Origin of the sequence: Streptomyces sp. NPDC050263 (genome assembly GCF_040655955.1) — a bacterium.
Lineage (GTDB): Bacteria > Actinomycetota > Actinomycetes > Streptomycetales > Streptomycetaceae > Streptomyces.
In genome coordinates, this window is the sequence record NZ_JBFAKW010000112.1 from 18,150 (window position 1) to 32,264 (window position 14,115).

The window sequence follows — 14,115 nt, forward strand, 5'->3', positions numbered from 1 at the left end:
GCGCGGGCTGCCAGCCGGGGCCGCGGAGGACCCGTCCGGCCCGCTCGCGCCAACTGCCCGCCGTCTTCACGTCCTTGACGATGGCGACGTACTCATGAGTGGCCACCTTGATCGGGTTGAACGTGTTGATGTTCTTGGTCAACCCGTAGACGGGCCGGTCCACCTCGGGCACGAACGAGCCGAAGAGCCGGTCCCAGACGATGAGGATGCCGCCGAAGTTGCGGTCCAGGTAGCCGCCCTGGGAGGCGTGGTGGACGCGGTGGTGGGAGGGCGTGTTGAACACGAACTCGAACCACCGGGGCAGCCGGTCGATCCGCTCCGTGTGGATCCAGAACTGGTAGACGAGGTTCGCGAAGGAGCAGAACGCGAGCGCGGCCGGGTGGACGCCGGCGGCGACGAGCGGGACGTAGAACGGCCAGACGGTCAGCGTGGTCCAGGGCTGGCGCAGGGCGGTGGTGAGGTTGAACTTCTCGCTGGAGTGGTGGACGACGTGGCAGGCCCACAGAACGCGGACGACATGGTGGCCGCGGTGCGACCAGTAGTAGAAGAAGTCCTGCGCGAGCAGCGTCAGCGGGAGCGTCCACCACAGGACGGGGACGCGCAGGGGCGTGAGTTCGTAGAGCGCCGTGTAGATCGCGACGATCGGGATCTTCCAGACGAAGTCGAAGACGAGGCTCCCGAGCCCCATGCCGACGCTCGTCACGGCGTCCTTCGTCCCGTATCCGGCCGCGTCCTCGTCGGGATGGATCCGGACGCTGATCATCTCGACGACGGTGAGCAGGACGAACGCGGGTATCGACCACAGCACGACATCGGGCAGGTTCGGCATGGGTGCACCGTAGAACCGCCGGTGGGCGAGGAACAGACGTTGTTACCCACAAGTATTGCGAGCGGTACGCGCTTGCTTCTTGGCGGTCTCCACCAACGGCCGGGCCCTGCCTGCCTACGATGCCGTGGGTGCGCGGGACGGCCGGACGGGGAGGTCGGGGGATGCAGGGGCTCGAAGTCGTGGTGGTGCGGCTGGCGTCGACGGTGGTCTCGACGATCGCGCGCTCGATGCTGAAGCCGGGTCCGGGGGCAGGACTGGCGGCGGATCCGGTACGGCCGCTGCCCAGGCAGCCGGGGCCGGAGAAGCTGGCCCGGGTGCTGAGTGGGCGGATCGCCGACGGCTACGCGGCGCTGCCGGAGCACGAGCGGCTGGCCGCGGTCGCCGCGGTCCAGGACACCTTCGCGGCGGCGGGTGAGCTGACCGCCGACCGCCTGTTCGCGGCGGACCTCGACCCCGGGCGACTCGCGCACGAGGTGCGGCGTCCCGTGGCCGATCTGGCGGAACCGGCCCAGGTCCTCTACACGGAGTTGCTGCGGCTGTGCTGCGCGCACCTCGTCGAACAGCTCACCGCGCAACCGTCGTTCGCGGCGCGGGCGGCGGTGGAGCAGACCCGGCGGACCGGAGCTCTGCTGCGGGACCGGGCGGACGCGGAGCCGCCGGCCCACCTGGCCTTCGAGCAGCGGTACGCGGACTTCGTCGCCGAAACGCACTCCCGGCTGGAGCTGTTCGGGGTCACGCTCGGCGGCCGACACCGCGCGGAATGGCCGCTGGACACGGCGTACCTGAGCCTGGCGGTGAGCGGGGAGCGGCGTTACGCGCCCCTGGCCGATGGGCTGCCGGACGAGACGCGGACGCCGGTGAAGGTGGAGCAGGCGCTCGCGGACCGCGGCAGGCTGCTGCTGCGGGGCCCGGCCGGGTCGGGGAAGTCGACGCTGATGCAGTGGCTGGCGCTGAACGCGGCCCGGCGCGGCTTCGGCCCCGAGCTCGCCGACTGGAACCGCTGTGTGCCCTTCGTGCTGCGCCTGCGCTCCTTCACCGCCTCGGAGGGGCTCCCGCTGCCGGAGGACTTCCTCTCCGCCGCAGGCGTGCCGCTGCGGGCGCCGACGGGCTGGGTCGAGGAACTCCTCGGCAGCGGCCGGGCGTTGGTCCTGGTGGACGGGGTCGACGAGGTGCCGCAGCGGCTGCGCGACCGTACCGAGAAATGGCTGAAGTCGTTGCTGACGGCCTTCCCGCAGGCCCGATACGTGGTCACCACCCGCCCGTCGGCCGTCCCGGAGGACTGGCTGGCGCCCCAGGGGTTCACGGCGCACACGCTGCTGCCGATGGAGCGCGACGACATCCGGGCCTTCGTCCGGCACTGGCACGACGCGGCCCGCCAGGAGTGCGCTCCGGACGCCGAACGGGAGCTGCTGGACCGCTACGAGGCGAGCCTGACCGAGGCGGTGACGACCCGCCGCGATCTCGGCAGGCTCGCGACGAACCCGCTGATGTGCGCGCTGCTGTGCGCCCTGAACCGGGACCGGCGCACATATCTGCCCCGCGCGCGCAAGGAGCTGTACGACGCGGCCCTGGACATGCTGCTGGTGCGGCGGGACACGGAACGGGACATCTCCCCGGTCGAGGGCGTCGTCCTCTCCCGTGACGAACAGACGGCGCTGCTCCAGCGGCTGGCGTACTGGATGATCCGCAACGGCCAGGTGGAGGCGGCCCGGGACGAGGTCGTCGCGATGCTGGACGAGTGGCTGGCGACGATGCCGCAGGTTCGGCAGGAGGGCGACGCCGAGCAGGTCTTCGCCCATCTGCTCATCCGCAGCGGACTGCTGCGCGAACCGATGCCGGGTTACGTGGACTTCGTGCACCGCACCTTCCAGGACTACCTGGGGGCGAAGGCGGCTGTCGAGGCCCGCGACTTCGGGGCGCTGGTGCGCAACGCGCACGACGACCAGTGGGACGACGTCGTCCGCATGGCGGTCGGCCACGCGCGCGTGGAGGAACGCACCCGGTTGCTCCGGCAGTTGCTGCGCCGCGCGGCCAAGGCGCAGCGGCACCGGCACCGGCTGGTGCTGCTGGCGGCGGCGAGTCTGGAGCACGCGCCGGAACTCGACCCGGAGGTGCGGCGGGAGGTCGAGTCCCGGGCCGAGGAGTTGATGCCGCCGCGCTCGCTGGAGGAGGCGGGGGAACTCGCGAAGGTGGGCGAGCTGGTGCTGGAGCTGCTGCCGGGGCCGCAGGGGTTGGAGGAGGCGACGGCGGCGGCTGTGGTGCGCACGGCGGCGTTGACGGGTGGACCGGCGGGGATGGCCGTGATCGCGCGGTTCCGGGAGGACACCAGGCACGAGGTGGCTTACCAGCTCTCCAGCAGTTGGCGGTTCTTCGACGCGGAGGAGTACGCGGATGCCGTGCTGGCCGGCGCGCAACTCCCGGGCAGCTACCTCCATGTGGTGACGCCCGAGCAGTTCGCAGCGCTCGAACGACTCCCGCACATCGAGCGTTTTCACGTCAAGGCCCACTTGGGCATCCCCGAGGCGATCATCAGGAACGCACGGGCGAAATGGCTGTTCCTCAACGGCGAAGGCGTGGACGACCTCGCCCCCTTGGCCCGGCTCACCCGGCTCGAACGGCTCGGCCTGGACGGCTGCTCGGGCGTGCGCGACCTCTCATCCGTGGCAGGCCTGCCGGTGACGGGTCTCTACCTCTTCGGACTCTCGCCCCGGCTGTCCCTGGCCCCGCTCGGCGAACTCGGAGAACTCGTGCATGTCTCACTGAACTACCGGCCGACGCAAGTGCGCTCCCTGGCCGACCTTCCCGAGACGCCGCTGCTCACGGGCCTCTCGCTCGCCCGCGGGGCGGACGGGATCCGGCTCGACGGGCTGTCCCGCCTGTCCCGGCTCGACTGGCTGAGCCTCTCCGGCACGGCACAGAGCGAGCAACTGGCCCGGCTGGACGGCATACCCGACATCGCATCGCTGCAGATCATGAACAATTCCACGGTGACCCCGGAGGCGTTGACCCGCCACCGTCTGCTCCGGCGGCTCGGTTTCTACGACTGCGAGTTCACCACTGGACTCACCCCCCTCAAGGATCTGCCGGACCTGCGCGAACTGTGGCTGACCCGCTGCGGAGGACCGATCGATCTGACGCCGCTGGCCGACCGGGAGGGCCTCACGATCCATGTCACCCACGGCACCGACCTGCGCGGCGCCGACCTCTTCCCCGCGGAACGCCTCAAGCTCCTCTCCCCCTGACCCTCACACCCCCGCCGCGCCCAGCACCGTCCCCAGCAGATACGTCACCCCCATCGCCAGCGCCCCGCCGCCCACGTTGCGCAGGACCGCGCGGCCCGGGGCGGCCGCGCCCAGGCGGGCGCTGCTCCAGCCGGTGACGGTCAGGGCCGCCAGGACCGAGGCGACGGTGACCGGGAGGCGCCAGTCCGACGGGGGCAGGACGATGGCCAGGAGGGGGAGCAGGGCGCCGGCCGTGAAGGCGAGGAAGCTGGCGACGGCCGCGTGCCAGGGGTCGGTGAGGTCGTCGGGGTCGATGCCGAGCTCCACGCGCGCGTGGGCCTTCAACGCGTCCCGTTCCGTGAGCTGGACGGCGGCCTCCCGGGCCACCTCCCGGGTGAGGCCCCGCTGCTCCAGCAGCTCGGTCAGTTCGTTCAGCTCGGCCTCCGGCTGCTCACGCAGCTCCCGGCGCTCCAGCGCGAGGGCGGCCTTCTCGGAGTCCCGCTGGGTCGACACGGAGACGTACTCCCCCGCCGCCATGGACATCGACCCGGCGAGCAGACCGGCGAGGCCCGCCGTCAGCAGCGCCGAGCGGTCGTCCGTCGCGCCGGCCACGCCGACGACGAGGCCCGCGGTGGAGACGATGCCGTCGTTGGCGCCGAGGACCGCGGCGCGCAGCCAGTTCAGCCGGGATCCGAGCGAGCCGTCGTGGGCCTCGGCGTGGGTTGGTTCCGTCACAGCAGGGAGGATGACACCTCAGGAGGGAACAATGCGCCCACCGCGAGGGTGACTTCGGGGGAGGTGCGACGAGGTGTCAGTGGCGGCCCGTATCCTCAGTGACCATGCTCGAAGACCACACGACGACAGCGTCCTCCCCCACGGAGTGGCCGACCGCGTATCCCCAGGGGTACGCGGTCGTTGACGTGGAGACCACCGGCCTGGCCCGGGACGACCGAATCATCTCCGCCGCCGTCTACCGGCTGGACGCGCGCGGTGAGGTCGAGGACCACTGGTACACGCTGGTCAATCCGGAGCGGGATCCGGGGCCGGTGTGGATACACGGTCTGACGAGCGAGGTGCTGGAGGGCGCTCCCCTCTTCCAGGACGTGGCCGAGGAGTTCGCCGCCCGGCTCGACGGGCGGGTGCTCGTCGCGCACAACGCGGTCTTCGACTGGCAGATGATCGCGCGGGAGTACGCGCGCGCGGAGCGCGAGGCGCCGGTGCGGCAGCGGCTGTGCACCATCGCACTCTCCAAGGAGCTGAGGCTGCCGCTGCCCAACCACAAGCTGGAGTCGCTGGCGGCCCACTTCGGCGTCGTCCAGCAGCGGGCGCACCACGCGCTGGACGACGCGCGCGTGCTCGCGGAGGCGTTCCGGCCCAGTCTGCGGGCCGCTGCGGCGGGCGGCGTCCGGCTGCCGCTGCTGGAGTGCCGGCCGCTGACGGAGTGGTCCGACCGGCCCGCGCCGCTGATCGGCCGGCAGGCGAGCGGTCCCGGGGGCAGCGGTCAGGGCGGCTACAGCAGCTATCGGCCGAGCAGTTGGCGGCCGTCCCGCAAGCGGCCCGCCTGTCCGTATCCGAACCCCGGGCGGTACGAAGACGACAAACCGCTGAAGCAGGGCATGCGGGTCGCCTTCTCCGGGGACACGTCGGTCGAGCGCGAACTGCTGGAGGACCGGGCCGCCGAGGCGGGGCTGCATGTGGCGACCAGCATCTCCCGGCTGACCAGCCTCCTCGTCACCAACGATCCCGACTCGGGCACGTCGAAGGTGGTGAAGGCGCGCCAGTTCGGGACGCCCGTCGTGGACGAGGCGGCCTTCGGGCAGCTCCTGCGCGATGTCGAGAGCGCCGACGACTGACCCGTGCGCGGGCGACCCGTACGTACGGGTGATTGGCGCGCGACTCGCCCGCCGCCCGCTCGCCCGCGCGGGGGCGACGGCTCACCCTGTGGCGCATGGCGAGATGCGAAGTATGCGGCAATGACTACGGTATGACCTTCGAAGTCCACGCTCAGGGCGCTGTGCACGTCTTCGACTGCTTCTCCTGTGCGATTCATCGCATGGCACCGATCTGCGAGCACTGCCGGGTCCAGATCATCGGGCAGGGCGTCGAGGTCGAGGGTCGCTGGTACTGCGGCGCGCACTGCGCCCGCGCGGAGGGCCGGGTGGGCATCATCGACAAAGTGTGAGCCGGTCCCGCCCCCTGGAACGCCCGAGGGCCGACCCCCGGAAGGTCTGCTTCCGGTACCCCGCCTGATGCGCCCCACGACCGAGTTGTACGGTCGTGGGGTGTACCGCTTCCTGTTGTCCCGGCAGTGGGTGATCCTCACGCTGGTCTCCCTCCTCCTCATCCCCACGATGATCAGGCTGGGCTTCTGGCAGATGCATCGCTACGACGAGCGCACCGCGCGCAACCAACTGGTCTCCGACGCCCTGGGCGCGAAGCCGGTGCCCGTGGAGACGCTGACCACCCCGGGTCACACCGTCACCCGCGGCGAGCGGTACCGCAGCGTGAGCGCGACCGGCACCTTCGACACCGAGCACGAGGTCGTCGTCAGGCGTCGGGTCAACGCCGACGAGACGGTCGGCTTCCACGTCCTCACCCCGTTCGTCCTCGCGGACGGCAAGGTGCTGCTGGTCAACCGGGGCTGGATCCCCGCGGACGGTCCGAGTCAGACCGTGTTCCCGAAGATCCCCGCGCCGCCGAGCGGCCGAGTGACCGTCACCGGGCGGCTGATGCCCGACGAGACGACCTCGGCGAGCGGCATCAAGGACCTCAAGGGGCTGCCGGACCGGCAGATCATGCTGATCAACAGCGAGCAGGAGGCCCGGCGCCTCGGAGCCCAGGTGCTCGGCGGCTACATCGCGCAGACCGCGCCCGAGCCGAAGGGCGACAGCCCGGAGCTGCTCGGCCGGCCCGGCAACGAGGACGCGGCCCTGAACTACGCGTACGCCATCCAGTGGTGGCTGTTCTCGGTGGGCGTTCCCGTCGGCTGGGTGATCCTGGTCCGCCGCGAGTCCCGCGACCGGGCCCAGGCTGCCGCCCAGCCGACGGAAGAGGCCGAACCGGCGACGGTGTAGCCCCCCGTCCCCCCGAGCCCTCCAGGCCTCCGGCCGGTCCCGCCCGGGCCCCGCCGTTCAGCAGCAGCGGCTCTGCGCGTGGTCCTCGCGGTGGCGGCTGCGCAGCGCCTCGTACTCGCGGCGGGTCGGGGCCGGGGCGAGGGGATGGTGACGGCGGTGGCGCTCGCAGTAGCGGTCGTACTCCGCCTCCCCGGTCAGCTCGCGCAGATACCAGCGCACCGCCCGCGCCCAGCGCACGACGACCCTCACGACCCCACCGCCGTCGGCACGTCGATGCGGGACTCGACGTACGGCGCCTCGGTCGTCGGCAGCGGGACCGGGGAGCGGACGGCCCGTACGCAGACCACCGCCGTGTTCACGATCACCACGGCGACCAGCAGCAGGAACACGGCGATCAGGACGCCGTCCACGGTGGAGTTGGCGACCACCGTCCGCATGTCGGCCGACGACTTCGCGGGGGCCAGCACCTGGCCGGCGTCGAGGGCGTCGGCGTATCGCGTGCGCTGGGCGAAGAAGCCGATCCGGGGGTCGTCGGAGAGGATCTTCTGCCAGCCCGCGGTGAAGGTGATCGCGACCACCCAGGCCAGCGGGATGCCGGTCACCCAGGCCCAGCGCAGTCGCCCGGACTTGACGAGCACCGTCGTGCAGACGGTCAGGGCGATGGCGGCCAGCAGCTGGTTGGCGATGCCGAAGAGCGGGAAGAGCTGGTTGATCCCGCCGAGCGGGTCGGTCGCGCCGGAGTACAGGAAGTAGCCCCAGGCGGCGACCACCAGGCCGCTGCACAGCCAGATGCCGGGCTTCCAGTTGACCCGGCCGACCGGCTTCCACACGTTGCCGAGCATGTCCTGGAGCATGAAGCGGCCGACCCGGGTGCCCGCGTCCACCGTGGTCAGGATGAACAGCGCCTCGAACATGATGGCGAAGTGGTACCAGAAGGCCTTCATCGCGGTGCCGCCGAAGACGCCGGAGAAGATCTCCGACATGCCGACCGCGAGGGTGGGCGCGCCGCCCGAGCGGGCGATCAGGGTCTGCTCCTCGACCGCCTTGGCGGCCTGGGCGAGCTGGTCGGGGGTGATGGTGAAGCCGAGCCCCGCCACGGCATGGGACGCGGACTCGGCCGTCGCGCCCAGCAGTCCGGCCGGGGCGTTCATCGCGTAGTACAGGCCCGGCTCCAGCGTGGCCGCCGCGATCAGCGCCATGATCGCGACGAACGACTCCATCAGCATCGCGCCGTAGCCGATGAGCCGGACCTGCGACTCCTTCTGGATCAGTTTCGGAGTCGTTCCGGACGAGACCAGCGCGTGGAAGCCGGAGAGCGCGCCGCACGCGATGGTGATGAAGAGGAAGGGGAAGAGCGAGCCCGCGAAGACCGGCCCGGCGCCCGTACGCGCGAAGTCGCTCACCGCGTCCGCCCTGAGCACGGGCGCGGCCACGACCACGCCGACCGCGAGCAGCGCGATCGTGCCGATCTTCATGAACGTGGAGAGGTAGTCGCGCGGGGCGAGCAGCATCCAGACCGGCAGGACCGAGGCGACGAAGCCGTAGCCGATCAGGCAGAAGACCAGGGTGGTGGGGCTGAGGGTGAAGGTGTCCGCGAGGGAGGAGTTCTGGATCCAGCTGCCGCCGACGATCGCCAGCAGGAGCAGCGCCACGCCGATGAGGCTCGTCTCGACCACCCGGCCCGGGCGGATGCGGTGCAGCCAGAAGCCCATGAAGAGGGCGATGGGGACGGTCATCGCGACCGAGAAGGTGCCCCAGGGCGAGTGGGCGAGGGCGTTGACCACGACCAGCGCCAGCACGCCCAGCAGGATGATCATGATGGCGAAGACGGCGATCAGCGCCGCGGCCCCGCCCACCCGGCCGATCTCGTCGCTCGCCAGCTGCCCCAGCGACTTTCCGTCCCGGCGCATGGAGAGGAACAGGACGACCATGTCCTGCACCGCGCCCGCGAAGATCACGCCGGCGACGATCCACAGGGTGCCGGGCAGGTAACCCATCTGGGCCGCGAGGACCGGGCCGACGAGGGGTCCGGCGCCCGCGATCGCGGCGAAGTGGTGGCCGAGCAGGACACGGCGGTCGGTCGGCTGGAAGTCGACCCCGTCCTCCAGGCGCTCGGCGGGGGTCGCCCGGCGGTCGTCCGGTTCGAGGACGCGGCGGGCGACGAAGCGGGAGTAGAAGCGGTAGGCGATGGCGTACGAACCGAGGGCCGCGATCACCAGCCAGACGGCCGAGATCCGCTCGCCCCGGGCGAGGGCGAGGACGCCCCAGGCCACGGCCCCGAGCAGGGCGACAACGGTCCACAACAGCACGGACCTTGGTGATATACGCGACTTTTCCGGCACCGGACGGCCGGTTTCGGGCAGGGTGGACGTAGGCATGGCGGCTCCTCACCTGAACGGAGACCTGGGCGGAGATCGGCGGAGATCGGCGACGGGCGGCTCGCTCCCGTGCTCTCCCGCTCTCTCCCGCTCGCTGTCGGTCTGTGCAAGAGTTGCCCGCCCGCCGGAAGTGGTTGACAGCGAATTTCCAGAGGATTTCCCGCCTGTTCCGCGTCAACCGAAACGGCGGTGAGCGCAACTGAACCGGTGAGGGTTCAGGCACACCAAGGACGGTGACCCATGGCCGACGGCGCCATGACCACGACGTTCCTCGCCGTGATCGGCGGGGCGTCGTTGCTCGCCGCGACCGCGCGCCGGCTGCGCCCGAGCGACCGGCTGCCCTCCCTGGAGGGCTGGGCGCTCGCCGACCGCTCCCTCGGCCCCGTCTGGACCTGGCTGCTGCTCGGCGGCACGATCTTCACCGCGTACACCTTCACGGCCGTCCCGGGCCTCGCGTACGGCAGCGGGGCGTCCGCGTTCTTCGCCGTGCCGTACACGGTGATCGTCTGCCCGCTCGCCGGGCTGGTGTTCGCGGCGATCACCGTGGGCGCGCTGGTCCCGGCGGCCGTGATGTCGATCGCGGCCGCCACCGGCTTCGTACGCAATGTGTATGTCGAGTACGTCCACCCGACGGCCACGCCCAAGCGGCAGGTGCGGATCGCCAAGGCGGTGTCGCTGACCGCGAAGATCGGCGCGGTGGCGTTCGTGTTCGGGCTGCGCGACCAGGACGCGGTCAACCTTCAGCTGCTGGGCGGGGTGTGGATCCTGCAGATCTTCCCGGCCGTGGCCGTCGGGCTGTTCACCGGGCGGCTGCATCCGCGCGCGCTGCTCGCCGGGTGGGCGGCCGGCATGGCGGCCGGGACCTTCATGGTGGTGCGCGAGGGGTTCTCGTCCGTCGTCAGCCTGGGGTTCGGACCGGTGGAGATCTACGCCGGGCTCGTGGCCCTGCTGCTCAATCTGATCGTCGCGGTGGCCGGCACCGCGGCCCTCGACCGGCTCGGCGTCCCGCGCGGCGCCGACACCACCGACCTGCCCTCCCGCCTGGTCCTCAGGCGGCGCCCCGAGACGGGAGCGAACCAACCGTGAGACGCAGACCCCCGATCCCCGTGCAGGAGCCGCCCGTCGAGCCGCTCGCCCCCGTGGCGAGCGACCCGGCCGAGCTGGAACGCGAGGCGGGCCTGGCCCGGCTGTTCGAGCTGCACTACTCCTCGATGCTGCGGCTCGCCGTGCTGCTGGGCGCGGACGACCCGGAGAACGTGGTCGCCGAGGCCTACTACCAGATCTACCGCAAATGGCGGCGGCTGCGGGACGTGCAGGCGGCCGAGGCCTATCTGCGCTCCACCGTCTGCAATCTGACCCGGATGCGAATACGGCACCTCCAGGTCGCCCGCCGGCATGTGGAGAGCCCGCAGGAGCTCCCCGACGAGACGGTCGCCTCCGCGGAGAGCACCGCGCTGCTGCGCGACGACCAGCGCGTGCTGATCGACGCCCTCCAGCAGTTGCCGGCCCGGCAGCGCGAGGCGCTCGTGCTGCGGCACTGGCTCGGGCTGAAGGAGAGCGAGATCGCCGCCGCGATGGGCATCTCCTGCGGGTCCGTCAAAACGCACACCTCACGCGGCCTGGCCGCGCTCACCCAGGCGATGGAGACCCGGCGATGAACGACACCGACCGCACCGAGCGGGAGCTGCGCGAGGCCCTGGAGGCGCTGGCCGGCGGGGTGCGGCCGCCCGCCCCGGACGCCTATCGCACGGCCCGCGGCGAGTGGCTGCGGCGCGAACGCCGGCGGCGGCTGGTGCTCGCCGTGCTGATCGCCGTCGTCTTCGCGCTGGCCACGCTGATCGGCCTGTGGGTGCTGAACCAGGCCCCGTCGGAGCCGGGGGTCGTCTTCTCCGGGGCCGGCGCGCCGATGAGCCTGCCGTCACTCGCCAGGCCGCACCCCTGATTGCCGCCCCGGTCCGCCGGGAACCCGCAACCCCATGCACCCCCGCATCGAGGACTACGCTCTCATCGGCGACGAACAGACCGCCGCCCTGGTCGGCACGGACGGTTCCGTCGACTGGCTCTGCCTGCCCCGCTTCGACTCCGGGGCCTGCTTCGCCCGCCTGCTCGGCGACGAGGAGAACGGCCACTGGCGCATCGCCCCCAAGGACGTCGAGGGTCCCTGCACCCGGCGCGCCTACCGACCCGACACGCTCGTCCTGGACACCGAGTGGGAGACCGACGAGGGCGCGGTCCGGGTCACCGACCTGATGCCCCAGCGCGACGGGGCCCCCGACGTCGTCCGCGTCGTCGAGGGGCTGCGCGGCCGGGTCACCGTCCGCAGCACGCTGCGGCTGCGCTTCGACTACGGCTGGGTCGTGCCGTGGATGCGCCGGGTGGACGGGCATCGCGTGGCCGTCGCCGGTCCGGACTCGGCCTGGTTCCGCAGCGAGCCGGCCGTGCACACCTGGGGCGAGGACTTCTGCACGCTCTCGGAGTTCACCGTCGCCGAGGGCGAGTCGGTCGCCTTCGTGCTGACCTGGCACCCCTCGCACGAGCCCCGTCCGCCGCTGGTCGACCCGTGGGAGGCGCTGCGCATCAGCGTCGAGGACTGGCAGGCGTGGGCCGCCCGCTGCCGCTACCGCGGGCCTCACCGGGACACCGTCATGCGCTCGATCATCACCCTCAAGGCCCTCACCTACGCGCCGACCGGCGGCATCGTCGCCGCGCTCACCACCTCGCTGCCCGAGGAGCTGGGCGGGGTCCGCAACTGGGACTACCGCTACTGCTGGCTGCGCGACTCCACCCTCACCCTCGGCGCCGCCCTCGCGGCCGGCTACCACGAGGAGGCCGAGGCCTGGCGCAACTGGCTGCTGCGCGCCGTCGCGGGCGACCCGGCGGACCTGCAGATCATGTACGGGCTGGGGGGCGAGCGCCGGCTGCCCGAGTGCGAGCTGCCCTGGCTGGCCGGCTACGGCGGCTCCAAGCCCGTCCGCATCGGCAACGGAGCGGTGAACCAACTGCAACTGGACGTCTACGGCGAGGTCATGGACTCGCTGTCGCTGGCCCGGACCGCGGGCATGACGCCCAGGCCGCACATGTGGGCGGTGCAGAGCGCGCTGATGAACTGGCTCAGCGAGAACTGGCGGCAGCCGGACGAGGGCCTGTGGGAGGTGCGCGGCGGCCGGCGGCAGTTCGTGCACTCCAAGGTGATGGTGTGGGTGGCCGCCGACCGGGCCGTCCGCTCGCTGGAGGAGCACCCGGACCTGAGCGGCGACCTGGCGGGCTGGCGGGCGATGCGCGACGAGGTGCACCGGGAGGTGTGCGAGCAGGGCTACGACCCGGAGCGCAACACCTTCACGCAGTACTACGGCTCGGCCGACCTGGACGCCTCCCTGCTGTTCATCCCGCGCGTCGGTTTCCTGCCGCCGGAGGACCCGCGCGTCGTCGGCACCGTCGACGCGGTCCGCGCGGAGCTCGGGCACGGCGGTCTGGTACGCCGCTACAGCACCGAGGGCGCGACCGTCGACGGCCTGCCGGGCACCGAGGGCGCCTTCCTGGCCTGCTCGTTCTGGCTCGCGGACGCGCTGCACATGACGGGCCGTACGCGGGAGGCACGGGAGCTGTTCGAACGGCTGGTGGGCCTGGCCAACGACGTGGGGCTGCTGGCGGAGGAGTACGACCCGGTGGCCCGCCGGCATCTCGGCAACTTCCCGCAGGCCTTCAGTCACATCGGCCTGGTGCACACCGCCTTCGCCCTGTTCGGCGACGAGGAGGCAGGATAGGGCCATGGATCTTGGACTGAAGGACCGGGTGTACGTCGTCACCGGAGCCACCCGCGGCCTGGGCAACGCCGCCGCGCGCGAGCTCGTCGCGGACGGCGCGAAGGTCGTGCTCACCGGCCGTGACGAGAAGCGCACCGCGGAGGCGGCCGCCGAGCTGGGGCCGAACGCCGTCGGCGTCGCCGTGGACAACGCCGACCCGGCGGCGGCGGCCCGGCTCATCGCCGCGGCCCGGGAGGCCTTCGGCGGGTTCGACGGGGTGCTGGTGAGCGTGGGCGGGCCGCCGCCCGGGTTCGCCGCGGACAGCACGGACGAGCAGTGGCAGGCCGCGTTCGAGTCGGTGTTCCTCGGCGCGGTCCGGCTCGCCCGGGCGGCCGCCGCCGCGCTGGAGGCCGGCGGGGTCATCGGGTTCGTGCTGTCGGCGTCGGTGCACGAGCCGATCCCCGGGCTGACGATCTCGAACGGACTGCGGCCCGGGCTCGCGGGCTTCGCCAAGTCCCTGGCCGACGAGGTGGGGCCGCGGGGCATCCGGGTGGTCGGGCTGCTGCCGTCCCGGATCGACACCGACCGGGTGCGCGAGCTGGACGCGCTCTCGGCCGACCCGGCGGCCACCCGGGCCGCGATCGAGTCCCGCATCCCGCTGCGGCGCTACGGGACGCCTGAGGAGTTCGGGCGGACGGCCGCGTTCCTGCTGTCCCCGGCCGCCTCCTACCTGACGGGCGTCATGCTGCCGGTGGACGGCGGGATGCGCCACGGGTTCTAGATGATCAATTCCAAGGGGTGCCTGCGGAGACGCAAACGAGGGCATCCATGATCGTTTTGTGACGAACAACCTGGACACCCTCGCGACAG

Annotated in this window: 13 protein-coding genes; 9 read left to right on the forward strand and 4 right to left on the reverse strand. The window is 72.0% G+C overall.

The window, feature by feature from the left end; genetic code table 11:
* Positions 1-829: sterol desaturase family protein (locus AB0J04_RS35165; protein WP_363172665.1), on the reverse strand; the 829-nt coding region annotated here is incomplete at its 3' end.
* Positions 830-990: 161 nt separating this feature from the next.
* Between AB0J04_RS35165 and AB0J04_RS35170 the strand changes: the two genes are divergently transcribed.
* A complete protein-coding gene (locus AB0J04_RS35170; protein WP_363172666.1) occupies positions 991-4,071 on the forward strand; it encodes an NACHT domain-containing protein in 3,081 nt (1,026 codons plus the stop codon).
* Between the two features lie 3 nt (positions 4,072-4,074).
* Here the strand turns inward: AB0J04_RS35170 and AB0J04_RS35175 are convergent, their stop codons facing one another.
* On the reverse strand, positions 4,075-4,785 hold the full coding sequence (locus tag AB0J04_RS35175; RefSeq protein ID WP_363172667.1) for a VIT family protein: 711 nt from the start codon (positions 4,783-4,785) through the stop codon (positions 4,075-4,077).
* 104 nt (positions 4,786-4,889) lie between these two features.
* Between AB0J04_RS35175 and AB0J04_RS35180 the strand changes: the two genes are divergently transcribed.
* The 3 genes from AB0J04_RS35180 to AB0J04_RS35190 all read left to right on the forward strand — a co-directional run bounded on the left by AB0J04_RS35180 (position 4,890) and on the right by AB0J04_RS35190 (position 7,124).
* Positions 4,890-5,903, forward strand: a complete 1,014-nt coding sequence (locus tag AB0J04_RS35180) for a DEDDh family exonuclease (RefSeq protein WP_363172668.1) — start codon at positions 4,890-4,892, stop codon at positions 5,901-5,903.
* 95 nt (positions 5,904-5,998) lie between these two features.
* Positions 5,999-6,232: a hypothetical protein gene (locus AB0J04_RS35185; protein ID WP_363172669.1), complete on the forward strand. Its 234-nt coding sequence runs from the start codon at positions 5,999-6,001 to the stop codon at positions 6,230-6,232.
* Between the two features lie 100 nt (positions 6,233-6,332).
* Entirely contained in the window at positions 6,333-7,124 is a 792-nt protein-coding gene (locus tag AB0J04_RS35190) for an SURF1 family protein (protein WP_363172670.1), read from the forward strand.
* A gap of 57 nt (positions 7,125-7,181) precedes the next feature.
* On the opposite strand, the gene AB0J04_RS35195 is transcribed toward AB0J04_RS35190, so the two are convergent.
* Both AB0J04_RS35195 and AB0J04_RS35200 read right to left on the reverse strand, forming a co-directional pair.
* Complete coding sequence (locus AB0J04_RS35195; protein WP_363172671.1) at positions 7,182-7,373, reverse strand: YbdD/YjiX family protein; 192 nt, start codon at positions 7,371-7,373, stop codon at positions 7,182-7,184.
* The gene (locus AB0J04_RS35200) at positions 7,370-9,502 is read right to left on the reverse strand and encodes a carbon starvation CstA family protein (protein ID WP_363172672.1); all 2,133 of its coding nucleotides are present in this window, start codon (positions 9,500-9,502) and stop codon (positions 7,370-7,372) included. The genes AB0J04_RS35195 and AB0J04_RS35200 overlap by 4 nt, the downstream gene beginning before the upstream one ends.
* Before the next feature lie 240 nt (positions 9,503-9,742).
* On the opposite strand from AB0J04_RS35200, the gene AB0J04_RS35205 reads away from it, so the two are divergent.
* Genes AB0J04_RS35205 through AB0J04_RS35225 form a run of 5 tightly spaced genes read left to right on the forward strand, consistent with a single transcriptional unit; the run spans position 9,743 to position 14,026 of the window.
* Positions 9,743-10,588, forward strand: coding sequence for a hypothetical protein (locus tag AB0J04_RS35205; RefSeq protein ID WP_363172673.1), 846 nt, complete (start codon positions 9,743-9,745; stop codon positions 10,586-10,588).
* Positions 10,589-10,602: 14 nt separating this feature from the next.
* On the forward strand, positions 10,603-11,160 hold the full coding sequence (locus AB0J04_RS35210; RefSeq protein ID WP_363172678.1) for a SigE family RNA polymerase sigma factor: 558 nt from the start codon (positions 10,603-10,605) through the stop codon (positions 11,158-11,160).
* Positions 11,157-11,444 carry a hypothetical protein gene (locus tag AB0J04_RS35215; protein ID WP_363172674.1) on the forward strand — a complete coding sequence of 96 codons (288 nt, stop codon included), beginning with the start codon at positions 11,157-11,159 and terminating at the stop codon, positions 11,442-11,444. Before AB0J04_RS35210 ends, AB0J04_RS35215 begins: the two co-directional genes overlap by 4 nt.
* Positions 11,445-11,478: 34 nt before the next feature.
* A complete protein-coding gene (locus AB0J04_RS35220; protein ID WP_363172675.1) occupies positions 11,479-13,266 on the forward strand; it encodes a glycoside hydrolase family 15 protein in 1,788 nt (595 codons plus the stop codon).
* 4 nt (positions 13,267-13,270) lie between these two features.
* The gene (locus AB0J04_RS35225) at positions 13,271-14,026 is read left to right on the forward strand and encodes an SDR family oxidoreductase (protein WP_363172676.1); all 756 of its coding nucleotides are present in this window, start codon (positions 13,271-13,273) and stop codon (positions 14,024-14,026) included.
* Positions 14,027-14,115 lie beyond the last annotated feature (89 nt).

Excerpts from the sequence above, each read along its gene's own strand:
- AB0J04_RS35170 (WP_363172666.1), top strand. The coding sequence starts at position 991 with ATGCAGGGGCTCGAAGTCGTGGTGGTGCGGCTGGCGTCGACGGTGGTC.
- AB0J04_RS35180 (WP_363172668.1), top strand. The coding sequence starts at position 4,890 with ATGCTCGAAGACCACACGACGACAGCGTCCTCCCCCACGGAGTGGCCG.
- AB0J04_RS35185 (WP_363172669.1), top strand. The coding sequence starts at position 5,999 with ATGGCGAGATGCGAAGTATGCGGCAATGACTACGGTATGACCTTCGAA.
- AB0J04_RS35200 (WP_363172672.1), bottom strand. The coding sequence starts at position 9,502 with ATGCCTACGTCCACCCTGCCCGAAACCGGCCGTCCGGTGCCGGAAAAG.
- AB0J04_RS35205 (WP_363172673.1), top strand. The coding sequence starts at position 9,743 with ATGGCCGACGGCGCCATGACCACGACGTTCCTCGCCGTGATCGGCGGG.
- AB0J04_RS35215 (WP_363172674.1), top strand. The coding sequence starts at position 11,157 with ATGAACGACACCGACCGCACCGAGCGGGAGCTGCGCGAGGCCCTGGAG.
- AB0J04_RS35220 (WP_363172675.1), top strand. The coding sequence starts at position 11,479 with ATGCACCCCCGCATCGAGGACTACGCTCTCATCGGCGACGAACAGACC.
- AB0J04_RS35225 (WP_363172676.1), top strand. The coding sequence starts at position 13,271 with ATGGATCTTGGACTGAAGGACCGGGTGTACGTCGTCACCGGAGCCACC.